We start from the raw sequence: 22,212 nt of genomic DNA on the forward strand, positions 1-22,212 counted from the left end.
CTGCCCCATATTCTGACTATAACGAATGACAAGACTGTTAGTCAAAGAAGATCTGTCGTCTTTTTATTATCCCTTTCGACATTCACATATTAACCTCTACAAAGCGTCAAACAAGAAACTTCTCTAGCTCCTCTATCATACAAAAGACTTCCAATTTGCCTAACTGTAATTCCTGTCGTATACACATCATCAACGATTAAAACATGTTGTCCATTAAACATCTCTTCTCCCTGAAAATAAAAAGGATTAACTCCCGATATCCTTTCTTTACGCTTCTTCTTACTTTGTTTTTCTGTTTCTATTCTTCTTAATGATGTACAAAACATTTTGATAGGCAAACAAGAAGCTAGTAACTCAGCTTGATTAAAACCACGCTCATATTCTCGCTCTTCACTAAGGGGGACCGGAATGACAGCTGAAACATTCGCAAAATATTTTTGAAAAAGACTTCGAAAAGGCTGATGAAAAATATGCACTAATTCAGCATCTCCTCGAAATTTAAACTGTGCTAATATTCCTTTCACTCCCTCATCGTACACATACAACGAACGATTTACGAGAGACGGAAACCTCTGCTCGTTCGTCCACCTTATGCAGTCCATGCAAATATCCCCAGTTTTATATTCAACTGGTACAAGTTCTAAAGGCCGACCACACTCCTTACAAATATCTCCTATAATATAGGAAAGTTTTTGTTCACATCTATCACATATATACTTTTTATGAAGCTTAACAAAAAAAGTGTACCAACTAATCGCGCATGAAATATATTCATCACAAAGTAGACAATGCATTAATCTATCAATCCTTGTTCTTTAGCATTCTTATTCATACTTTGAATATGTTTTTTCGCACGCACCATCGCCTCTGTCTTTCCATAATGAAAATAGATAACATCTCCATGCGGTTCATCAGAACTTCTACCAGCGCGCCCTGCGATTTGAACGAGAGCACTTTCTGAAAATATTTCTTCTTCTGCTCCTAAAACTACTACTTGTAAATTCTTCACAGTTATCCCTCGTTCCAAGATCGTCGTTGTAACTAATAAAGGAATTTCTCCCTTTCGAAAAGCCGCAACCTTTTCTTTTCTCTTCGGATCTTCTGCGTGCACACCGTCAATTTGACTGTTTATTGATTTTAATAAGAAGCTGATTTCTTCTACGTATCGTATATGGGGAACAAATAGAAAAATGGGATATTGTTTATCTAAGTACATGTTTAGCCATTGTAATACGGCCCGAGGGATTTTGTTACGCATGAGGTCTTTTTTCCAATTTCCGCACCACCGAAATGCTGGAACTGGCAAGGGATGACGATGATAACGCCCTGGAATAATAACTCCTTTTTGCTTACCATTCCGCAATTTACGCTTCCACTTTTCATCTGGAGTTGCCGTTAAATAAATATGTGCTGCTTTCTCTTTCATCGCTTCGTTTACTGCATACTGCAACATCTTATCCGCATGATATGGAAAAGCATCTATCTCATCTACAATCATGACATGGAACGCCCTATAATAACGTAACAATTGATGTGTAGTTGCAACGATTAACGCCGCATCTTTTTCTCGGTCTAAACTCCCTCCGTATAAAGCAGCTACATTTATATTTGGAAACACTTCTTGTAATCTTGGTGCTAATTCAAGTACAACGTCCGTTCTCGGCGTTGCAATACAAACTCTCTCTCCTTTTTGAAGTGCTTCTGCAATTCCATGAAACAACATTTCTGTCTTCCCAGCCCCGCACACCGCCCAAATAAAAAATGATTCTTTCTGCTTAACAGCGTCAACGACACTTTGCGCAGCTAACTCCTGACCAGCAGACAAAACACCTTCCCACTGTAACGGATTCAAATAATTTTCTCCGCTTATTTCAGCAATCCCGCGAACAAGTACAGCACATTCACTTACCCTGCCCATAGTTATACATTTTCGGCAATACGTACATACTTTATTGCATCTTTTACATAGAAATGATGCAAATAGCCGCTGCTCCATATTTCCGCAGCGTTGGCACATATATTTTGAAGACTTCTTAATTACCCCTTGTACACAAACGACTTCTCGATTCTTTTTCAAATGATCCAATTTATCCTGCCAATCTGAAGAAAGTTCTTCTAACAGTAACTGTCTACCAGCTAACATCATCAATAGCCACCTCCAGCACTACTATAAATCCTTCCCTTTATCTCGTAAAAACTCAAAAAAGCCGATAACCTACTTATAAAATAGTAAGCTATCGACTTTATACACGTTTTTTATTCGATTATAAATCCTAGAATCTACCGTATCCTAAGAAATGTTTTTGGTTGTAGCTACTGCTTAAGCTAGAGTAAGCAATCCCTTTATCACCAGCATGAATCATTTGGTCGTTACCAACATAAATACCGATGTGAGATGGACCTGGTTTATAAGTACCTTGGAAGAATACTAAATCTCCAGGTTGTGGGCTACTTACTTTAGAAACTGAGTTCCAATATCCATTAACGTCTTGACGACCTACACCAAAGATGTAAGAAATGAATCCACTACAGTCAAAACCACCGTTTGATGGAGATGCACTTCCCCAAACATATGGTAAACCTAAGTATTCTTGTGCTTTACCAATTACGCCACCCACATTTGATGCTGGTGCTGGTGCTGGCTTTTCTTTTTTAGGCTCTTCTTTTTTAGGCTCTTCTTTTTTAGGCTCTTCTTTTTGAGCTTGTCCCGCATTGTTTGCTGGAGCAGCTTGCTCTGCTGGCGCTGCAGCTGGTGCTTGTTGAGTTTGTGCTTCTTTTGCTTTAGCAGCTTGTTCTGCTTGTTTTTGAGCAGCAGCTTCTTGTGCAGCTTTTGCTTGTGCTTCCTGTTCAGCAATACGTTGTAATTGTAGTGCTTGTTTCTCAAGATCTTTCAATTGACCTTCCGTACTTGTCATTGTAGTTACAACTGTATCCATTTTACCACTTAAATCGTTTACCGCTGTTGCTTTTTTCTCTTTTTCAACGTCAAGTTCTTTCTTAGCAGTTTCAATTTGAGCTTGTGCTTCTTTTAATTCTTTCTGCTTCGTTTTTACTGTTTCAACATCTTTTTTCACGTTCACTTGATCTTCTTGTTGTGTTTTCATGATATCTTCGTCAGATTCCATAATTTTAGACACAGAAGCTAAACGATCAACTAAATCTGCAACGTTTTTAGAGTTTACAAGAACTTCTGTTACAATGTTCGTGTTCGGTTGTTCTTGTAGTGCAACTAAACGTTTTCTTAATAACTCTTCACGTTTTGCAATCTTTGTTTGTAGTTCTGCAATATCTTTATTTTTATTTTCGATTAATTGCTCAGTATCAGAAACTTTTTTTGTTGTTTCATCAAGTTTTGAAGCGTTCTCTTGAACAGACTTATCCAAACCTTGGATTGTTTTGTTTAAATCATTCATTTGTTTTTGTAATTCATCACGTTCTTGTTGTTGTTTATGTAAAGTATCATTTTGTGTGTTAATTTGTGATTTCACGTCAGAAATTTTATCTTCTGCAAATACATTTGGTGTTAGCCCTGAAAACATTAACCCTGCAACTAATGCGCAAGATGCCATTTTTAGCTTTTTCATTTTATTTTTTACACCGCTTTCTTTTTTCATTTTCCGTATATAACCTATTAAAATTTATACCATAATTCGGGAGTTTTTTTGCTAATGTTACGGTTTTGTAAAATAAATGTAATATTACATTTATCTCTTTAGCAAAGTATATCTAAATTTGTATATATATGTAGAATTTTAAGAGCCTTACGCCATTTTTTATAGAATTGAAAAAAAACGTAAGGGAATCCCTTACGTTTTGAAAATACACCAATATGAATGAGATAGAAACGTTACTTCATCCATTTCTCAGCCCAATTTTGGACCTCATCCATAACACTTTCCAACGCTTTCCCTTTATCAGTTAAACCGTACTCGATTCTAACTGGTACTTCTGGGTAAACATTACGAACTACAATACCTTCACCTTCTAATTCCTTTAAACGTTCTGACAACATACGATCGCTCATATTCGGTATAATATCTGCGATTTCTCTGAAACGTTTCGGCTCTTCAAGCAAAGATTTAATAATTAAGCCAGTCCATTTCTTACTAAGCATTGTAAAAGCTGACTCAAACTTTGGACATAAACAAGAATTATGCTCCATATGTTTCACCTCTCTTCTATTATAAGATAGTTTCTTGTAAAAAGTAAGTAATAAAACTTTCCTCATTATTTAATTTTACGTACATTTTACCATTTCCAAATATTAACTTGTCAAATTCCCGTAAAATATCCGTAAAAAAACCCTCTTCAAGTAAGAGAGCCTTTATATCTTTATCACTTCGTATACCAACCTAAACCAAGCGCACCTTCACCTAAGTGTGTCCCAATTACAGCTCCGAAATAACTCGTGCGAATTGTAACATGAGGGTATATCTCTTCTAATTCTTGTTTCCATTCATTAGCTTCCTCTTCACGATTCGCATGAATAATAACAGCTTCCATAGGCACACCTTTATTTGCCTGTTCATCAAAGATTTCAACGATACGCTTTAAAGCTTTTTTACGCGTACGAATTTTTTCGAATGGAATAATTACTTTATCTCTAAAGTATAGTACTGGTTTTACTTGTAACAAACTACCGATGAAAGCTTGCGCGCTATTTAATCTTCCACCACGTTGTAAATGATGTAAATCATCCACTACAAAATAAGCATCCATCGTTTGCTTCATTTCATCAAAGCGGGCGATAATCTCTTCTGGTGCCTTCCCTTCACTTGCTAATTTCGCACCTTCACGTACGAAAAAACCTTGTACTTCGCAACTGATTTCAGAGTCATACGTATATACATCAATACCATCTACCATCTGGCCAGCTGTCGTTGCTGTTTGATATGTACCACTAATTCCACTTGAAAGATGAATGCTAATAACTGCATCATATTCTTTAGATAACTCTTCATATAACTCTAAAAACTTTCCAATCGCCGGCTGCGAAGTTTTCGGAAGTTCTTCCTGTTCACGTACTTTTACATAAAAATCATTTGCTGAAACTTCAGCTTCTTCTTGATAAGATTCCGTTCCAAACACAACGTTTAATGAAATCATATATATATTTAGTTCGTCACGAATATGCTTCGGTATATATGCTGTACTATCAGTAACAATAGCTGTTTTCATTTTCGTACCTGCCTTATAAAAAATTTTTATCCCCTAATTTTACACGAAAACTAGAAAAGGTGCATCCATACATAAAAATGCCGGTCAGAAACTACAATCACCCACTCGACAAATTACAACAAAAAGATAAAGTGAAACTTTAATCAGTGGGGGTTTTGTTCATCCCCCGCTGATTATTAGCCTTCACCAATCGGGCTTTTACGGGCAGCAGGGCTTCCACCTAACTTCTTTGCTCCAGCTGAATTTTGAGGTGGGAATCTTACTGCCCACAAATAGCGGGATAAAATACTCACCAAAAATTTCAACATATTTGTAAAAAATGTTTGAATATAAAAACGCTCGCTTTTAAAATGTAAAGTACTAGTCATTTTGAAAGATAGGGGCGTATATCATTGTTATTACAATATTTAACAATTAAAGACTACGGCGAGCACGAAATTGTCATTCAAAAATCAAGATTCATTTGCTATGTGAGTCGCGCCACAACGGAAGATGAAGCTCAAACATTTATACAAAAAATAAAAAAACAAAATTGGAATGCAACACATAATTGTTCCGCGTATTTAATCGGTGAACAAGATCAAATTCAAAAAGCAAACGATGACGGCGAGCCGAGCGGTACAGCTGGTGTACCTATGTTAGAGGTATTAAAAAAACGTGCTTTAAAAGATACTGTCGTTGTCATTACGCGCTATTTTGGTGGCATTAAACTTGGTGCCGGCGGATTAATTCGCGCATACGGAAAATGTACAAGTGAAGGGCTTAACCACGTAGGCATTGTTGAGTGCAAGCTAATGCGCGTTATGCAAGCAGAAATTGATTACACTTTACTTGGCAAAGTTGAAAATGCATTACGCAATTCAGAATATGCCATTAAAGATATACATTATTTAGAAAATGTCATGTTCGATACGTATGTAGAAGAGGATAAAAAACAACCATTCACAGATTGGATGATTGAATTAACAAACGGGAAATGTACAATTAAAGAAGGAGATATGTTGTACTTAGAACAAGATGTTAACTAAGAATAACTAACTTATCCCCTTTAAAGATTAATGTAGTGAATTAATTCCCTACAAATGAACTAAGGAGATTATATATGGAAGAACGTTATTATCATCTCCAAAATAGCAGAATAAAGAAGAAACGTAGAAGAAAACTTTTTTTCTTTCTTATTTTCGCATTTTTATTTGGTAGCGTAGGACTTTATGTGTTAAATTCCTACACCTCTCTCATGGGGATGTACAGTGGATTTGCTCGTGAAAAATCGGATTTAAGAACCGGAGATGTAAAAATTACAAAGGAACCATTTACAATCCTCATTATGGGAATAGAGGATTATGCAACAGACGGTCAAAATGGTCGTACAGACTCATTAATGTTTGCGACAGTCAATCCGAAAACTCAAAAGGTTTCGCTTATGAGTATTCCTCGTGATAGTCGTGTTCCAATTGTTGGAAAGGACAAAGAAGACAAAATTAACGCTGCCCATGCTTACGGCGGAGAAAAAATGGCAGTTAAAACTGTCGAAGGTTTTCTAAAGGTTCCTGTAGACCATTATATTAAAATTGATTTCCAAGGCTTTAAAGGTATCGTTGATGCTGTCGGCGGTGTTACCGTTGATGTCCCCTTCGATTTTTGGGAACGTTCTGACGTGGATTACTACAAAAAAATCCAATTTAAACAAGGGAAACAAGATTTAAACGGCGAAGAAGCACTTGCTTACGTCCGTATGCGAAAGCAGGATCCAAACGGCGATTATGGTCGGGCCGCTAGACAAAGACAATTACTAGCCGCTGTTGCTCAAAAACTAAATTCCGCCTCTACTGTATTTAAAATTAAAGATTTAACGACTGTCGTTGGAAAATATATAAAAACCGACATTCCTATTTCAGACGGACTTGCTCTTTACAATAAACTCTCTGGATTTGATCCTTCTACAATACAAACGTTAAAAATTGAAGGAGAAGACAGAAAAATAGGCGGTATTTATTACTTCCTTCCAGATCCAATAAGTGTAGAGACGGTACGTAACGAAATTGAAAAGGAAATAGGAGAAAAAGCAAAAGTCCCGACAGAGACTACGAAAAATGAGAATACAAACTCCAATTCAAATTCTAACTCCAGCGCAAAAGCAAAGAAGGAACCGAGTGAGAACAAAACACCACCGCCTCCTCCCCCTTCTACAAATGCTCATGCAGAGTGGATTATGAGGAATCATGAATAAAAAAAGAGCCAAATCGTATACGATTTGGCTCTTTTTATTTCCCGCAATTGTTGTGGGCTAATAATAAACGGAAGATGAAAACCCCATTTATTAAAGTTTCACTCTACTTGTTGAAGTGTTGTAAAATCGCTTCTACAATACGCTCTGATGCACGACCATCTCCGTAAGGGTTAGATGCTTTCGTCATCTTATCATGGGCTTCTTTATTAGATAATAACTCATCAGCAAGACCAAAGATTGTCTCTTCATCTGTTCCTGCTAATTTCAGCGTACCTGCTTCGATACCTTCTGGGCGTTCCGTCGTGTCACGAAGGACAAGAACTGGCACACCTAGTGATGGTGCTTCCTCTTGTACACCACCAGAATCAGTTAGCATTAAGTATGAACGAGCTGCAACGTTATGGAAATCGATTACATCTAGCGGCTCAATTAAATGAATGCGGCTATGCTCGCCTAAAATATCATTCGCTATTTCGCGAACAACAGGATTCATATGAACAGGGTATACAACTTGTACATCTTCGTGCTTATCAACAAGACGCTTAATTGCACGGAACATATTGCGCATTGGTTCTCCTAAATTTTCACGACGGTGTGCTGTCATAAGTACAAGACGATCATTTCCAAGTTTCTCTAACACCGAATGGCTATAAGTTTCTTTTACAGTTGTCTTCAGTGCATCGATCGCTGTATTTCCTGTTACGAAAATGCGTGACTCATCTTTATTTTCTTTTTGTAAGTTCGTTGCTGATTTTGTTGTAGGTGAGAAATGAAGATCCGCCATTACACCTGTTAGTTGGCGATTCATCTCTTCTGGATATGGAGAATACTTATCCCATGTACGAAGTCCTGCTTCAACATGTCCTACTGGAATTTGATTATAGAAAGCAGCTAAGCTTGCAATAAATGTCGTCGTTGTATCACCATGCACAAGTACGATATCAGGCTTCGCTTCTTTCATTACTTTATCTAAACCTTCTAAACCACGTGTTGTAATATCAATTAACGTTTGACGATCTTTCATGATATTCAAATCGAAATCTGGCGTAATTCCAAAGATATTTAATACTTGATCTAACATTTGACGGTGTTGTGCTGTTACAGTCACAATTGATTCAATCTTTTCTGGGTGCTTTTGCAACTCTAATACAAGAGGTGCCATTTTAATTGCTTCTGGTCGTGTCCCGAAAATTGTCATTACTTTTAAACGTTCAGTCATTTCATTGCCTCTTTTCTTTCACTAGTTAAAACTTCTATTATCGCATATAAAAATATGCATGTGAAAATACACTTTTTAACGCACCTGAGAAACATTACTATTACAGACGTCTTTTCGCCCAACTGAGTAATAATTTAATCCATGCTTCTCGGCATCCTCATTAGTATAACAATTTCTCCCATCAAATAGAATAGGTTCCCTCATAAGCTGTGCATACTTTTCTAGCGGATAATTTCGAATTGATTCCCATTCTGTTACGATAAAAACTGCATGCGCCTCTCTAATCGATTCATCTATACACTCAGCATATCGTATCGTATTTCCAAATAAACCTCTTACATTTTGAATAGCTTGCGGGTCATATAAAACCACATCCGCACCTACATTAATTAATTCTTCTATTATAATAAGCGATGGCGCTTCCCTAATATCGTCAGTATTCGGTTTGAATGCTGCACCAAGAACCGCAATTCGCTTCTTCTTCATATCTATAATTTTCTTCGCTTTTTCAACTAACAACAACTGTTGTTTATTATTCACTTCAATGACTGCTTTCAACAAGCGAAAATCATGAGAAACATTCCCTGCAATTTGCACAAGTGCTTTCGTATCTTTTGGAAAACAAGATCCTCCATATCCGATGCCTGCATTTAAAAAAGATGCACCAATTCTCTTATCCATCCCCATCCCTGTAGCTACATCTACTATATCTGCACCCACTTGCTCACATATATTAGAAATTTCATTAATAAAACTAATCTTCGTGGCTAAAAAAGCATTAGATGCATATTTAATCATCTCAGCACTTCGAATATCTGTAATATACGTTTCTAAGCTTAATTTGCTGTACAAGTTCTCTACTTTCTTTGCCACTTCTTCACTACATGCTCCAATTACGATACGATCACCCTGAAAAAAATCATAAATACCAGAACCTTCCCTTAAAAATTCTGGATTCGATACAATATATAATTCATGTCTACCTTGTAGTTTTTCCTCAATCCATTTTCTCATTACATCATTTGTCCCTACAGGAACCGTACTTTTCGTAACAACAATAATATCGTTATTCACATATGTTCCAATATCATCACAAGCGCTACGAATATACGTTAAATCTGCTGTTCCATCTAATAAAGATGGCGTTCCAACTGCAATAAATATAAACTCTACATCATTAAATGCCGTTGATTTACTTGCTGTAAAAGTTAAATGATTATTTTCGTATGCTTCATTTATTAATTCATTTAATCCACATTCATAAATAGGTAACTCGCCTTGTTTAATCCGTTCAATTTTGCCACTATTTATATCGAAACATGTAACTGAATGTCCCAATCTCGCCAATCCTACTCCTGTAATCAATCCAACATATCCGGTACCTATTATCGTAATTTTCATTTTCCTTTCGCACAGGAATGTACATAAGAAAATATACGAATACATAGAATTCTCCCTGTGCTTCCCCCTCTCACACTAAAAATGAGAAAACTCTTTCACTTCTTTATTATATGAATTGTTTTTTTATTATTTTTTAAGATTTTGTAAAGTTAAATGATGCAATATATACAAAACGTAAATTCCCACAATTTAACACGGAACTTACTCATTTTACGTGCAACACTTATAATACTGAAACAAAAGTCATCGCTATATGAGAGGGAAGTACAATGTCATATTACAAGCCACAATATGAGAGCAACCTTCTCAAAGGACACAACATTCCATATCCAATTGTCATATATTCTATTCACTCCCCTTTACAGCCAAAAGAAAAAAAGATTGAATTCTAATCTTTTTGTGATACCATATGTTATGAGCCTGTAAATAAACATCATAATTTTCAGATAAATACAATTGAAAAAATTACGTTAAACTATAAAGGGTGGGGTATTAATGGACTCACAAGTGATTTATGCCATTTTGGCATCTTTCATCACTGTACTCGTCGTTACTCCTTTAGTTATTAAATTAGCTTTCAAAATAGGAGCAACAGATAAGCCAAACGCGCGTAAAGTACACCAAAAAATTATGCCTCGTCTTGGCGGGTTAGCAATTTTCATTGGTGTAGCTGTAGGATTTGTTGTCGGTGGATTATACGAACAAAGAATGCTATCGATAACTTTAGGTGCTATCATCATTGTTATCATCGGGATTTTAGATGATATGTACGAACTATCTGCGAGGGTAAAATTCGGTGGACAACTATTAGTTGCCATCATGATTGTCAAAAGTGGATTATTAGTGCAAGTATTATATATTCCAATCCTTGGAGATACTGAACTCGGGTGGCTTGCTTATCCAATTACAGTATTTTGGATTGTCGGTATTACAAATGCCATCAACTTAATTGATGGATTAGATGGATTATCCGCAGGGATTTCATCTATCGTACTTGCAACGCTAGCATATATGGCCTTCACTAGCCCATGGGGTACTGGAGCAGCTATTATATTACCTCTAGCACTGATTACATTAGCAAGTACAATTGGATTTTTATTCTACAACTTCCATCCAGCAAAAATTTTCATGGGAGATACAGGAGCATTATTTTTAGGATACTGTATTTCTGTTATATCGTTACTTGGATTATACAAAAGCGTAACGCTATTCAGTTTTATCGTTCCAGTTATCATTTTAGGTGTACCTGTATTTGATACGACATTTGCAATCATCCGCCGTATCGTCAATAAAAAACCTATTTCAGCACCAGATAAATCGCATTTACATCACCGCTTACTTGCAATGGGATTCTCTCATCGTAAAACGGTACTAATTATTTACGCATTGGGTATTTTCTTTAGTGTAAATGCAATTATTTTCAGTAGTGCAACATTATGGTTATCCATTATTCTTCTTTTCGTTTTAATCTTCTTTACAGAAATCATTGCTGAAGTAATCGGACTTGTACACGAACGTTACAAACCAATTATTTCCTTCTATAAAAAAGTGAAAAAACGCGAAGACTAATTGTAGTATAGCCTTTACTATTATGAAATATTCAAATAGCATCCTCTTTTCATAAGAGGATGCTATTTTTTTATTTTTTAATCCTTATTCCCCATTTCCAAAATATAGATTGTTTGAGAGTGCCTCTATTGGAGAAAGATATACGTATAACGAAAAAAGTATCAAATTTCATTTTTACATCTTGATTGTCAAACTGAGGGTGAATGTTATGATCAAGCGATTACTTCAATGTATAATTTTATTTTTAACTATTACTATGTACGCATCATCGAATACAAAAGCAACTACAGACATTCAAGCAGAAGATTACCAAAGCACTCAAACTACCTCTCCTACAAAAAAAATTGCGTACTTAACATTTGATGACGGACCAAATAAATACACACCACAAATTTTAAATATTTTAAAAGAGAAGAACGGAAAAGCAACTTTCTTCGTTATTGGCGGAAAGGTGCCACAATATAAAAAAACGATGGAGCGATTGATTAAAGATGGACATTATATCGGTCTCCATAGTATGTCACATGATGTAAAACGTCTTTATACTGGCGATCCATCTGTTTTAATTGCAGAAATGGAACAAACCCAAAATATTGTCCAGCAAGTTACACATTTAAATACACATCTCGTTCGTGTCCCATACGGTAGCATGCCTTACTTAAAAAAGAATTACCGTGATGCACTCGTATCTGCCCAGTATAAAATGTGGGATTGGACAATTGATACATATGACTGGAAAAGCTATGATAATCCTTCCGCAATACTAGAAAGAGTACGAAATCAAAGCGATGAACAAGTAGAGGTTATTTTAATGCATGATTCTAGTGTCACAGTGCAAATACTCCCAAAAGTAATTGATTATTTACACTCACAAGGATATAAACTACTTCCCTACAATCCATCTTCCCATCTCGCAGTGAATTTTTGGAAAGACACAAGATTGTAACAGCTTTAGTGCCTATGTACTAAAGCTGTTTTATTTTTCTCTTCCCACACTTCCCTTTTTTGTGTAAAATTTTAAATAGTGATGAAGTTTCGAGGTGAATAGAAATGAAACGAATAGATCTCATTTTTAACGCAATACAAAAAGGGAATTATACAGAAGGTGTAACAGCATCAGAACTCGCTGCACTTCTACAGTTAGACCGTGCAAATGTTAGTAGCGATTTAAACAAGCTTGTGAAAGATAATCGTTTATTAAAAACGAGTACACGCCCTGTCCGTTTTTATATAGAAACGAACACTTCATTGGAAACGCATTCAACAAGGGGTACTTCATTAGATACATTTGCTATTGAAAATACAAGCCTAAAAATTGCAATTGAAAAAGCAAAAGCTTCTATTCTCTATCCTCCAAACGGTATGCATACTTTACTACTTGGAGAAACAGGTGTCGGAAAATCGATGTTCGCTTCTTTAATGCACGAATACGCAATTGAAGTGGAACAACTTCCAAAAGATGCACCTTTTATCGTCTTTAACTGTGCTGATTATGCAAACAATCCACAACTACTACTTGGACAGTTATTTGGGATAAAAAAAGGAGCTTATACAGGTGCCAGTGATCAAAAAGGGTTAATTGAAAAAGCACATGAAGGAATCCTTTTCTTAGATGAAGTACATCGCCTTCCTCCAGAAGGACAAGAGATGCTCTTCACATTTATTGATCGCGGAGTATACCGCCGCCTTGGAGAAACGGAAAATGAACGTAAGGCACGAGTGTTGATTATTACTGCAACAACCGAAGAACCAAATTCATTTTTATTAAAAACATTTACAAGACGTATTCCGATGACCGTTACGCTTCCACCACTTCGTGAGCGAACACATAAAGAACGGTTTGCTTTACTACAGCTATTTTTCACAAATGAAGCAATTCGTCTAAGGAAAGAGATTCATGTTAGTCCAAATACAATGCGCGCTTTCGTCTTTTACAATTGTCCAAATAACATCGGTCAATTGAAAACGGACGTACAAATTGCCTGTGCGAAAGCTTATTCTGATTTCGTAACAAAAAAACGTGATTCTGTCTGTGTTTCAAGTACAGATTTACCTTGGTATATGAAAGAAGGATTGTTTATCGAAAGAAAGAGCCGTCACCTATACCAAATATCAAATGAAACATTTGTATTTACAGGTGATGAAGGCTGGAGCAAGCATAAAACAGAAGATGAAAAACGTTCTTCTATTTACGACTATATTGATTATAAATATGAAGAGCTTCAAGCACGCGGTATTGAAGAGGAAGAATTAGAATTATTAATAGAAAATGATATTCAAAGCTTTTTTGTCCAATATTTTAACCAAATGTCTAAAAAGACAAACCATGAAAATGTTTTTAAAATTGTTGATCGTAATATCGTTTCCGTATGTGAAAAAATTGCGGAACTCGCTGAAAAACATTTATCTAAGACGTTTGATGAAAAAGTCTTTCTCGCATTAAGTTTACATGTACAGACAACTCTACAACGTTTACAGGGCGGGAAGCAAATTCATCACCCACAATTGAATCAAATTCGTACGAAATATAAAGAAGCTTTTTCCGTAGCTATGCAATGCATTCAACTACTGGAAGAAGAATTACAAATAACAATGCCCATGGATGAAGCAGGCTTTTTAACAATGTTCTTCGTTGTTGATCCAATTCCTGCCTCACAAACAGAAGTAAAAGTATTAATATTAGCACACGGTAATGGCATCGCAACAGAAATGGCAAACGTTGCAAACGAACTTCTCGGTATTGATGAAGTAACTGGTATCGATATGCCCTTGCATGAATCACCGAAAGATTTCTTAGAGCGTGTTAAGGTGTATATGAAAACACTTCAAAATGTAAACGGGCTTCTCTTACTTGTTGATATGGGATCTCTCGCTTATATTGGTGATATATTAGAAACTGAATTCAAAATTCCTGTACGTGTTCTTTCCATGACGAGTACACCACATGCACTAGAAGCAGCTCGAAAAGCTCAGCTCGGTTACTCATTAGACGCACTATATGAAACAGTGAAAAATTTAACACCGTTTTACTTAAACGTACAAGAAGAAAAGAAAAAGCCACTCTCTCCTATGAAATCTGTTATTTTAACAGCTTGTTTAACCGGCGAAGGAAGTGCTTTAGCTATTCAAAAAATGTTAGAGAACTATTTACGTTTTGACAAAGACTTAATTGAAATTATTCCGATTAGCATCGTTCACGAAAAAGATTTAACGAAAATGATTGAGAACATTAAGAAAGAGCGTAACATCATTTGTATCGTCACGAATTTCGATGTGCAAGTACCTTGCTTAACATATCATTTCCAAGAAGTTGTGAACTACACAGCTATTCAACCAATTCAAGAATTGATTACGTATGAAGAAACATATGCAAAAATGGCTGATATTCTTGAGCAACAAATGCAGCGTAACGACGGGGCATTACTTATTAAAACAATTCGTTATGCATTAAATACAATTCAAGAATTGATTTCTTTACAGCTAACTTCCGACAGTTTAATGGGTGTGATTTTGCATATGAGCTGCATGGTTGACCGTCTTCAAAAAGGCGAAAGTCTCCTCCCTCATCCTGATAAAGAGAAACGAAGACAAGATGAGTACTGGATGTATATGAAAGTGAAAAAAGCACTGCAACCTATCGAAAATACATTTGAAATACAAATACCAGATGACGAAGTGTTTTATGTAATGGACTTCTTCATCAAAAATCAACCTGTAAAAAATTAAACTAGGCGATATTGTAACTTCTCTTTTCAAATAATACCCTAGTAGGTAGTAAGTGAAATTATATTAGCCGTTTTTAAAATATATCGATTTACCGACAATAATTAACAATAGTAGCACTCTATATAATTGGAAAAGGCTGTTCCAAAATGTTTTTTTGGACAGCCTTTTCTCTTACTTCTTTACTTCCCTTATTCTCCCTCTTATTTCTCCCTTTTTATTAGATTTCGTATTAACATTTACATATACATTTGCTTGCATTATCTCTTGAAACAAGCTGTCAAATGCTCTCCCCTGTAAAGGCCCTTCAAAATCCTCCACTTTAGCTACACCAGTAACGACTCCTTCATTCACACTAATTCCTTGCTCTAACGGACCAAACAAACTTAAAACAACTGGACCAATTTGATTCGCTTTTCCTAAATGAATTTGGCATGACGTGATTTTTTTTATGTTTTTTAATATGACCCGATATTGCAACTTCTTTAAATCTTCACTAAAAATGAGCTCTGTTACACCGTAAGCTTCTGTATTTACAGGAGGTACTTCCCTCTTCCCTGTTAACCTAGCAAAGAAATGTGTTGTCATACGGGCATTCTCCTCATATAAATTTCCCAGCACTACTTCTACTACTTTATGGTTTAGACGTAATCATTTATGACTTTTTCAAATTTTAATTACAACTAAAAGATTCACAAAATCTTTACATAGAAATCATTTCATTCACTTTACTACCTCTTGTATAATGCACTTAGAAAAACATTCTGGGGGGTATCTTGAAAAATCCTAACTATTCTATTCAATCATTAATGGAGATTTTTTTCGTCTCATTTAAATTAGGACTTACTTCATTTGGTGGTCCTGTCGCCCATCTTGGTTATTTTCATCATGAATACGTGCAAAAAAGAAAATGGATGGATGAACGAAGTTACGGAGACTTAGTAGCGCTATGTCAATTCCTTCCTGGCCCTGCTAGCAGCCAAGTCGGGATGGGAGTTGGATTATTACGAGGTGGACTATTAGGAGCAATTATTTCATGGATTGGATTCACTCTCCCGTCTGTTCTCGTTTTAGTTTTCTTCGCTTCATTCCTTAACCAATTCGAGCTTGGAAGTACAGGCTGGATTCACGGACTGAAACTTGTAGCGGTCGCAATTGTCGCTCATGCAATATGGGGAATGGCTCAAAAGTTAACACCGGACCGAAACCGTGCAACAATTGCAATTGCAACTGCCGCAATCGCCCTATTATGGCCAAGTAGCTGGACACAAGTAATTCTCATTATAGTATCTGGTTTCATCGGTTGGTTTTTATATCGCGGCCAACCCGTTAACCAAGCTCACAAAATAAACGTCCCTATTTCAAAAATGGTAGCAATTTCTTGCCTCATCTTATTCTTCGGACTATTAATACTGCTACCAATGTTACGACCGTACTCTTATTTTATATCTTTATTTGACAGCTTCTATCGCTCTGGTGCACTTGTATTTGGCGGAGGACACGTCGTACTTCCTCTTCTTGAAAGTGAGTTTGTACAAAACGGGATGATGACAAAAGAACAATTTCTAGCTGGATACGGATTAACACAAACAGTGCCAGGGCCACTATTTACATTCGCTTCTTATATAGGAGCAGTGCTAAATGGAACCGCCGGAGCAGTTGTTGCAACGATCGCTATCTTTCTTCCTGCCTTCCTGCTCGTTGTTGGCGTTTTACCATTTTGGGACAGTGTAAGGAGAGTATCTTATATACAAGGTGCACTACTTGGAGTAAACGCAGCCGTTGTCGGCATTTTACTTGCAGCTTTTTATGATCCAATTTGGACGAGTACAATTATGAATTCTGTAGATTTCGTTTTTGCTTCTCTTCTATTTTGCTTACTCGCTTTTTGGAGAACGCCCCCTTGGGTTATCGTTATACTCGGGACCTTCGGCGGATATGTTCTATCCATTTTGTAAACCTAAAAAAACGACGGCCCCATTTAGCCGTCGTTTTTTCTATTAAAACTTCACAAGCTCTATTCCTTCAGGCAACTCGCTCTCCGTTAAAATACGCAATTCTTTCACACGATCCATTATGTAAGAAGAACGTTTCACAAGCTCTGGGTCAATATAAGCTGGATGGACCATAATTTCTACCGTTTGTTCATCTTGTACTCTTTCTTTTAACTGCACAAAGTAATCTTCCGTCACACCGTCAGCGTAAAAGTCACTGTAAAACACATCTGAAAATGGGCGCACCGCTCGCTCTTCCTCACAACGACGAATTGGAACATTATATTTACTTGCTAATCTCTCAAGAACGTCGTGTAAAAGCGGTAACCCATGCACGTGATGATGACTATCTAAATGAGTTGGTATTAAACCGTAAGATAAAAACTTCTCAATTTGAGCCGTCCACTCTCTTTCTACCTCTTCTGGATTTATATTTCCTTCCCATACAACTATTTGTTTATGAAACAAGCCATCGCTACTTACAAGTGATGGAACGTCTTTAAGAAGCGGTTCTCCTGCCGTTAATACGAGATGCACTCCTACCCCTAACGTTTTATACTCTTTCGCTAAGCTTACAGCATGCTCTGTCCCTGGCATATTCATCATCATCGTCGTTGAATTTACAAGCCCATTTATATGTCCATCAATAATGCCATAATTTGTACCTTCTGTAAGACCGAAATCATCTGCATTTACAATTAACTTAATCATCGTAATACCTCCTAATAGAATAAAAAAAGCGGGCTAAATAGCGCCGCTTTTATTTCTCTACCTTTTTGAAGAACTGTGGAAGATGTTCTTTATGTGCTTCCAACATTTCATCTAAAATTTGTTTTGCAACTTTATCAGATGGTACAAGTGGATTAATTGTCATAGCAAGCAGCGCCTTATGATAATCCCCTGTAATAGCAGCTTCAATTGTTGTGCGCTCAAATGATTTAATTTGCTGTACTAAACCGCGAACTGGTACCGGTAAGTCTCCAACCGCAATTGGTTTTGGACCTTTTTTCGTAATAATACAGTTCACTTCAACAGCCGAATCATGTGGCAAGCTTGCAATTGTTCCGTTGTTTCGTGTATTAACAGGCTGGATATCACCTTTATTATTGTAAATAGACGTAATTAAGCTACATGCTGCGTCACTATAATAAGCTCCGCCGCGTTTTTCTAATTGTGGTGGCTTAATATCTAAATTCGGGTCTTTATATAACTCGAATAAATCATCTTCTAATTGTTTTACTACTTCTGCACGTGTACCTTTTTCAATCGAAGCTTCTTTCTCTTCTTCTAACATTTCACGTGTTTTATAGTAGTAACGATGGTATGGACATGGAATTGCACGAAGGCCGCGAATAAAGTCTGGCTCCCAGTTAAGTGCAGCAATGTTTTCCATCGTAATTTGCTTTTCTGGATCTGTTACAAGTTCTAGTACACGGTCCATTACACTTACTCCATCTAAGTATACATCTAACCCGTATACCATATGATTTAAACCAGCGAAATCAACGTGGACACGGCTTGCATCTACTTCAAGTAATCTTGCAAGACCCATACGAATTCCGATTGGAACGTTACATAGACCAACTACTCTTTGAATATTTGTATAACGAAGGACAGCTTCTGTTACCATGCCAGCTGGATTCGCGAAGTTAATTAACCATGCATTTGGACAAAGTTCCTCCATGTCCTTACAAATATCTAAAATAACAGGAATCGTTCTCAGCGCTTTGAATAAACCACCAGGACCATTCGTTTCCTGACCAATTACATCATATTTTAACGGGATCGCTTCATCTTTTGCACGCGCTTCCAATAAACCAACGCGAAGCTGTGTTGTTACGAAGTCAGCACCTTTTAATGCCTCACGACGATCAAGTGTTAAATGAATATCGATTGGTAAACCTGATTTTTTCACCATACGTTTCGCTAAGTTACCAACGATTTCTAACTTTTCCTTTCCTGCCTCAATATCTACTAACCAAATTTCCCGAACAGGAAGCTCATCATAACGTTTAATAAATCCTTCAATTAACTCTGGTGTATAACTAGATCCACCGCCGATTGTAACAATTTTAATTCCAGTCATGCTTTATTCCCCTTTCGCTTCAAGCTTTTTATAAAGGTCGATAAATTCTGCTGCTAATTCTTTTACTGTAATAGAATTCATTAAATGATCTTGTGCATGAATTAAAAGAACACTAATCTCTGTTTTTTCCCCTCTTGCTTCTGATTGTATGAGCTCTGTTTGGAAATGATGCGCTTCATTAATCGCTTCTTTCGCCTTTACCATCGCTTCGTCTGCTTCCGCCATTTTCCCCTGTTTTGCAAATTGAAGCGCCTCCATTGCAAAGCTTCGTGCATTACCACTATTTAAAATCAATTGGAATGGAATTTGTTCTGCTGTAGTCATCATAATTACCGCCCTCTCTATTATGGTTCAACCGATTTAAATACCCCTTCAGTTTGAACATTTCTATTAAAATATTAATTTATGAATGATAGTTTGGTGTTCTTGTAGATGGGTCTCATCTTTCTGAACATGATATAAAGGTAGTTGTTCTGACGAGCTATAAAAACTCGTCAGAACAACACTTTTTAAAGTGATACTGAATTGTCGTTTCCTTTTGTTTCAGCTTTCGCAGCTTGTACATACGTACGGTCACACATTAATACGAATGGATAGTAAATAACTACCGCGATTGCAAAGTTTACTAGCTGCAATGCAGCACCAGCAATGCTTCCACCTGCTACAAGATAACCACTAAAGATTGGTGGCATTGTCCATGGAACTAAAGCAACTGTTTTTGGCACCCATCCTAAGGAAATTGCTGTATAAGAAGTAATAACTAATACAACTGGTGTAAGTACGAATGGAATGATTAACGCTGGGTTTAATACAATTGGTGTACCGAAAATAACTGGTTCGTTAATATTGAAGAAACCAGGACCGATAGATACGCGACCTACACCACGAAGTTGCGCACTCTTTGCAACAAGCATTACTGCTACTAAAAATGCTAATGTTGCACCTGATCCACCGATGTATACGTATACATCAAAGAATGGCTTTGTGAAAATGTGCGGTACATCATATGCAGACATACCATCGTTAAATAATTTAATGTTCTTTTCTAGTGCTGGTAAATAGATTGGGTCGATAATACCACCAATAATATTAGGGCCATGTAATCCGAAGAACCATAATACATGAATAAGTAGAGCTACAATAATTGCACTTGGTAATGTACCTGCTAAACCTTGTAATGGTAATTGAATTGTTTCAAATACGATTTTATGAATACTTGTTCCCGCTAATTTCACAGCTAATTGAATACTTGCTGTTGCGATTAAAATAACAAATGCTGGTACTAATGCTGCAAAGGATTTCATTACTGCTGGTGGAACACCATCTGGCATCTTAATTGTAATATCCCTTTGAACAAAGAACCTGAATACCTCGGTTACAAGAAGAGCTACAATGATAGAAACGAATAAACCTTGTGATCCTGTCCAAGCTAAATCAATACCGCCTTCTTTTGGCGTTGTCGGAGATATAATAATTAATGCACCGAATGTAATAATTGCTGCTGACAACGCGTCTACACCGTAAGATTTCGCTAAATTATAACTTATCCCAACTGCGGCTATGAGGGCTAATATTGCAAAGGACCCTGTCCACATACCACCGCCGATATCTTTCCAAACATCCCCAAATGCACCCTTCATAAGTTTTTGGAATGCATCAACCGGTAGATTATTTATAAGTACTGCAAACGATCCAACTAAAATAAGAGGCATAACTGCGATAAAACCATCGCGGATTGCAACTAAATGACGCTGCGATCCGATTCTTCCTGCGACTGGAACTAAATATTTCTCCATAAATGCAATAAATTTTTGCATTTCGCTTCCCCCCTAATTATTTTTTAAGTGTTAACGCGTGATCTAAAACTGCTTCTCCATTCATCATGCCGTAGTGCATTGGATTAATAACATCGACTCCAACGTTTTTCTCATCGGCAAGCGTTTTCATTGTAGAAAGCATGTAACGAACTTGTGGTCCTAATAATAGTACATCTGCTTGATCGATATTGTTTTTTACTGCATCCCCAGATACAGCCCAAATCTTACCTTCTAGACCGCGAGCTTTTGCAGCCGCTTCCATTTTTGTAACTAGTAAACTTGTAGACATCCCTGCTGAGCAACATAATAAAATATTCATTTGAAAATCCCCCTTGTGTAGTATAAAAAATTTATGTTTATTTATTTTTCTTTACGCTATTTATTAATGCAATTAGCGTGCCAATTTTTCAAAACGCCTAAAATCAGTGTTTTTTCGAGCTTTTTCTTTGTGTGTTAACGCTTTCAATTAGTGTGTCACCCAAAAACCACACAGTGTGTTATAAAACAACACGCTTTTAACACATAACTGTATGAAAATAGATTAGTGTTTGGTTGTCTAGTTGTGTTTAAAACAAAAAACATTGAAAAAACTTTTTTCAGTAAAAAATAATTTATTATTTTAACCCACTATTATTTAATAAAATAAAAAAACCTTGCATACGCAAGGTTCATTCAGTCACTGACATCTTCTTATATAATTCTACAAACTCACTCGCTAATTCCTTTACCGTAATTGCATTCATTAAATGATCTTGTGCGTGCACCATCAGAAGGGTAACCTCGGTCTTTTCACCACCGGCTTCTTTCTGGATGAGCTCCGTTTGTACACGGTGCGCCTCTTTTAACTCCTCTAATGCTTCTTGCAATTTAGCCTCTGCTTCTGTAAACTCCCCGCGCTTTGCGCAATCTATTGCTTCCATTGAACAACTTCTCGCATTTCCTCCATGCAAGATTAAATGAAAAGCTTTCGTTTCTATCGTATCCATTTTAGTTCT

The 22,212-nt window shown here is 36.6% G+C and carries 20 protein-coding genes; 6 read left to right on the plus strand and 14 right to left on the minus strand.

Annotation, left to right across the window (positions count from 1 at the left end; translation table 11 throughout):
- Positions 1 to 89: 89 nt before the first annotated feature.
- The 5 genes from KPL75_RS12535 to KPL75_RS12555 all read right to left on the minus strand — a co-directional run bounded on the left by KPL75_RS12535 (position 90) and on the right by KPL75_RS12555 (position 5,178).
- Entirely contained in the window at positions 90 to 794 is a 705-nt protein-coding gene (locus tag KPL75_RS12535) for a ComFC family protein (RefSeq protein ID WP_219920855.1), read from the minus strand.
- Positions 794 to 2,143 carry an ATP-dependent helicase ComFA gene (gene comFA / locus KPL75_RS12540; protein ID WP_219921107.1) on the minus strand — a complete coding sequence of 450 codons (1,350 nt, stop codon included), beginning with the start codon at positions 2,141 to 2,143 and terminating at the stop codon, positions 794 to 796. Before comFA ends, KPL75_RS12535 begins: the two co-directional genes overlap by 1 nt.
- 130 nt (positions 2,144 to 2,273) lie before the next feature.
- A complete protein-coding gene (locus KPL75_RS12545; RefSeq protein ID WP_219920856.1) occupies positions 2,274 to 3,614 on the minus strand; it encodes a C40 family peptidase in 1,341 nt (446 codons plus the stop codon).
- A 233-nt stretch (positions 3,615 to 3,847) separates the two neighbouring features.
- The gene (locus tag KPL75_RS12550) at positions 3,848 to 4,162 is read right to left on the minus strand and encodes a winged helix-turn-helix transcriptional regulator (RefSeq protein ID WP_002112882.1); all 315 of its coding nucleotides are present in this window, start codon (positions 4,160 to 4,162) and stop codon (positions 3,848 to 3,850) included.
- Between the two features lie 173 nt (positions 4,163 to 4,335).
- Positions 4,336 to 5,178, minus strand: a complete 843-nt coding sequence (locus KPL75_RS12555; RefSeq protein WP_219920858.1) for a DegV family protein — start codon at positions 5,176 to 5,178, stop codon at positions 4,336 to 4,338.
- Positions 5,179 to 5,570: 392 nt separating this feature from the next.
- Between KPL75_RS12555 and KPL75_RS12560 the strand changes: the two genes are divergently transcribed.
- Positions 5,571 to 6,206, plus strand: a complete 636-nt coding sequence (locus tag KPL75_RS12560) for a YigZ family protein (protein ID WP_219920861.1) — start codon at positions 5,571 to 5,573, stop codon at positions 6,204 to 6,206.
- A gap of 74 nt (positions 6,207 to 6,280) precedes the next feature.
- Positions 6,281 to 7,408, plus strand: coding sequence for an LCP family protein (locus KPL75_RS12565; RefSeq protein WP_219920862.1), 1,128 nt, complete (start codon positions 6,281 to 6,283; stop codon positions 7,406 to 7,408).
- 103 nt (positions 7,409 to 7,511) lie between these two features.
- On the opposite strand, the gene wecB is transcribed toward KPL75_RS12565, so the two are convergent.
- Entirely contained in the window at positions 7,512 to 8,627 is a 1,116-nt protein-coding gene (gene wecB / locus KPL75_RS12570) for a non-hydrolyzing UDP-N-acetylglucosamine 2-epimerase (RefSeq protein ID WP_219920864.1), read from the minus strand.
- 75 nt (positions 8,628 to 8,702) lie between these two features.
- The gene (locus KPL75_RS12575; RefSeq protein ID WP_219920865.1) at positions 8,703 to 10,073 is read right to left on the minus strand and encodes a UDP-glucose dehydrogenase family protein; all 1,371 of its coding nucleotides are present in this window, start codon (positions 10,071 to 10,073) and stop codon (positions 8,703 to 8,705) included.
- 450 nt (positions 10,074 to 10,523) lie between these two features.
- On the opposite strand from KPL75_RS12575, the gene KPL75_RS12580 reads away from it, so the two are divergent.
- The 3 genes from KPL75_RS12580 (at position 10,524) to KPL75_RS12590 (ending at position 15,323) form a co-directional block, all read left to right on the plus strand.
- Positions 10,524 to 11,597 (plus strand): UDP-N-acetylglucosamine--undecaprenyl-phosphate N-acetylglucosaminephosphotransferase TagO, encoded by a 1,074-nt coding sequence (locus KPL75_RS12580; RefSeq protein ID WP_002144848.1) that lies wholly within the window; start codon positions 10,524 to 10,526, stop codon positions 11,595 to 11,597.
- Positions 11,598 to 11,805: 208 nt separating this feature from the next.
- Entirely contained in the window at positions 11,806 to 12,543 is a 738-nt protein-coding gene (locus KPL75_RS12585; RefSeq protein WP_219920866.1) for a polysaccharide deacetylase family protein, read from the plus strand.
- 104 nt (positions 12,544 to 12,647) lie between these two features.
- The gene (locus tag KPL75_RS12590) at positions 12,648 to 15,323 is read left to right on the plus strand and encodes a sigma-54-dependent transcriptional regulator (protein WP_219920868.1); all 2,676 of its coding nucleotides are present in this window, start codon (positions 12,648 to 12,650) and stop codon (positions 15,321 to 15,323) included.
- 171 nt (positions 15,324 to 15,494) lie between these two features.
- Here the strand turns inward: KPL75_RS12590 and exsM are convergent, their stop codons facing one another.
- A complete protein-coding gene (gene exsM, locus KPL75_RS12595) occupies positions 15,495 to 15,908 on the minus strand; it encodes an exosporium regulatory protein ExsM (RefSeq protein ID WP_002016152.1) in 414 nt (137 codons plus the stop codon).
- Between the two features lie 188 nt (positions 15,909 to 16,096).
- Here exsM and KPL75_RS12600 point away from each other — a divergent pair, with 188 nt between their 5' ends.
- Positions 16,097 to 17,278: a chromate transporter gene (locus tag KPL75_RS12600; protein WP_219920869.1), complete on the plus strand. Its 1,182-nt coding sequence runs from the start codon at positions 16,097 to 16,099 to the stop codon at positions 17,276 to 17,278.
- A gap of 42 nt (positions 17,279 to 17,320) precedes the next feature.
- Here the strand turns inward: KPL75_RS12600 and chbG are convergent, their stop codons facing one another.
- From chbG to KPL75_RS12630, 6 genes are all read right to left on the minus strand, one after another.
- Positions 17,321 to 18,025 (minus strand): chitin disaccharide deacetylase, encoded by a 705-nt coding sequence (gene chbG, locus KPL75_RS12605; RefSeq protein WP_219920871.1) that lies wholly within the window; start codon positions 18,023 to 18,025, stop codon positions 17,321 to 17,323.
- A 49-nt stretch (positions 18,026 to 18,074) separates the two neighbouring features.
- Positions 18,075 to 19,400 (minus strand): 6-phospho-beta-glucosidase, encoded by a 1,326-nt coding sequence (celF, locus tag KPL75_RS12610; protein ID WP_219920873.1) that lies wholly within the window; start codon positions 19,398 to 19,400, stop codon positions 18,075 to 18,077.
- A 3-nt stretch (positions 19,401 to 19,403) separates the two neighbouring features.
- Positions 19,404 to 19,727 (minus strand): PTS lactose/cellobiose transporter subunit IIA, encoded by a 324-nt coding sequence (locus KPL75_RS12615; protein ID WP_000989054.1) that lies wholly within the window; start codon positions 19,725 to 19,727, stop codon positions 19,404 to 19,406.
- Positions 19,728 to 19,909: 182 nt separating this feature from the next.
- Positions 19,910 to 21,217, minus strand: a complete 1,308-nt coding sequence (gene celB, locus KPL75_RS12620; protein WP_002129949.1) for a PTS cellobiose transporter subunit IIC — start codon at positions 21,215 to 21,217, stop codon at positions 19,910 to 19,912.
- 16 nt (positions 21,218 to 21,233) lie between these two features.
- Positions 21,234 to 21,536: a PTS sugar transporter subunit IIB gene (locus tag KPL75_RS12625; RefSeq protein ID WP_001023565.1), complete on the minus strand. Its 303-nt coding sequence runs from the start codon at positions 21,534 to 21,536 to the stop codon at positions 21,234 to 21,236.
- 349 nt (positions 21,537 to 21,885) lie between these two features.
- A complete protein-coding gene (locus KPL75_RS12630; RefSeq protein WP_219920875.1) occupies positions 21,886 to 22,203 on the minus strand; it encodes a PTS sugar transporter subunit IIA in 318 nt (105 codons plus the stop codon).
- Positions 22,204 to 22,212: the final 9 nt, after the last annotated feature.

It is taken from the genome of Bacillus sp. NP247, from assembly GCF_018966865.1.
In the GTDB taxonomy this organism is placed as follows: domain Bacteria; phylum Bacillota; class Bacilli; order Bacillales; family Bacillaceae_G; genus Bacillus_A.

Excerpts from the sequence above, each read along its gene's own strand:
- KPL75_RS12545 (WP_219920856.1), bottom strand. The coding sequence starts at position 3,614 with ATGAAAAAAGAAAGCGGTGTAAAAAATAAAATGAAAAAGCTAAAAATG.
- KPL75_RS12615 (WP_000989054.1), bottom strand. The coding sequence starts at position 19,727 with ATGATGACTACAGCAGAACAAATTCCATTCCAATTGATTTTAAATAGT.
- comFA (WP_219921107.1), bottom strand. The coding sequence starts at position 2,143 with ATGTTAGCTGGTAGACAGTTACTGTTAGAAGAACTTTCTTCAGATTGG.
- celB (WP_002129949.1), bottom strand. The coding sequence starts at position 21,217 with ATGCAAAAATTTATTGCATTTATGGAGAAATATTTAGTTCCAGTCGCA.
- chbG (WP_219920871.1), bottom strand. The coding sequence starts at position 18,025 with ATGATTAAGTTAATTGTAAATGCAGATGATTTCGGTCTTACAGAAGGT.
- KPL75_RS12585 (WP_219920866.1), top strand. The coding sequence starts at position 11,806 with ATGATCAAGCGATTACTTCAATGTATAATTTTATTTTTAACTATTACT.
- KPL75_RS12565 (WP_219920862.1), top strand. The coding sequence starts at position 6,281 with ATGGAAGAACGTTATTATCATCTCCAAAATAGCAGAATAAAGAAGAAA.
- KPL75_RS12535 (WP_219920855.1), bottom strand. The coding sequence starts at position 794 with ATGCATTGTCTACTTTGTGATGAATATATTTCATGCGCGATTAGTTGG.
- KPL75_RS12555 (WP_219920858.1), bottom strand. The coding sequence starts at position 5,178 with ATGAAAACAGCTATTGTTACTGATAGTACAGCATATATACCGAAGCAT.
- KPL75_RS12550 (WP_002112882.1), bottom strand. The coding sequence starts at position 4,162 with ATGGAGCATAATTCTTGTTTATGTCCAAAGTTTGAGTCAGCTTTTACA.
- KPL75_RS12580 (WP_002144848.1), top strand. The coding sequence starts at position 10,524 with ATGGACTCACAAGTGATTTATGCCATTTTGGCATCTTTCATCACTGTA.
- KPL75_RS12590 (WP_219920868.1), top strand. The coding sequence starts at position 12,648 with ATGAAACGAATAGATCTCATTTTTAACGCAATACAAAAAGGGAATTAT.
- KPL75_RS12625 (WP_001023565.1), bottom strand. The coding sequence starts at position 21,536 with ATGAATATTTTATTATGTTGCTCAGCAGGGATGTCTACAAGTTTACTA.
- KPL75_RS12575 (WP_219920865.1), bottom strand. The coding sequence starts at position 10,073 with ATGTATTCGTATATTTTCTTATGTACATTCCTGTGCGAAAGGAAAATG.
- exsM (WP_002016152.1), bottom strand. The coding sequence starts at position 15,908 with ATGACAACACATTTCTTTGCTAGGTTAACAGGGAAGAGGGAAGTACCT.
- wecB (WP_219920864.1), bottom strand. The coding sequence starts at position 8,627 with ATGACTGAACGTTTAAAAGTAATGACAATTTTCGGGACACGACCAGAA.
- KPL75_RS12630 (WP_219920875.1), bottom strand. The coding sequence starts at position 22,203 with ATGGATACGATAGAAACGAAAGCTTTTCATTTAATCTTGCATGGAGGA.
- celF (WP_219920873.1), bottom strand. The coding sequence starts at position 19,400 with ATGACTGGAATTAAAATTGTTACAATCGGCGGTGGATCTAGTTATACA.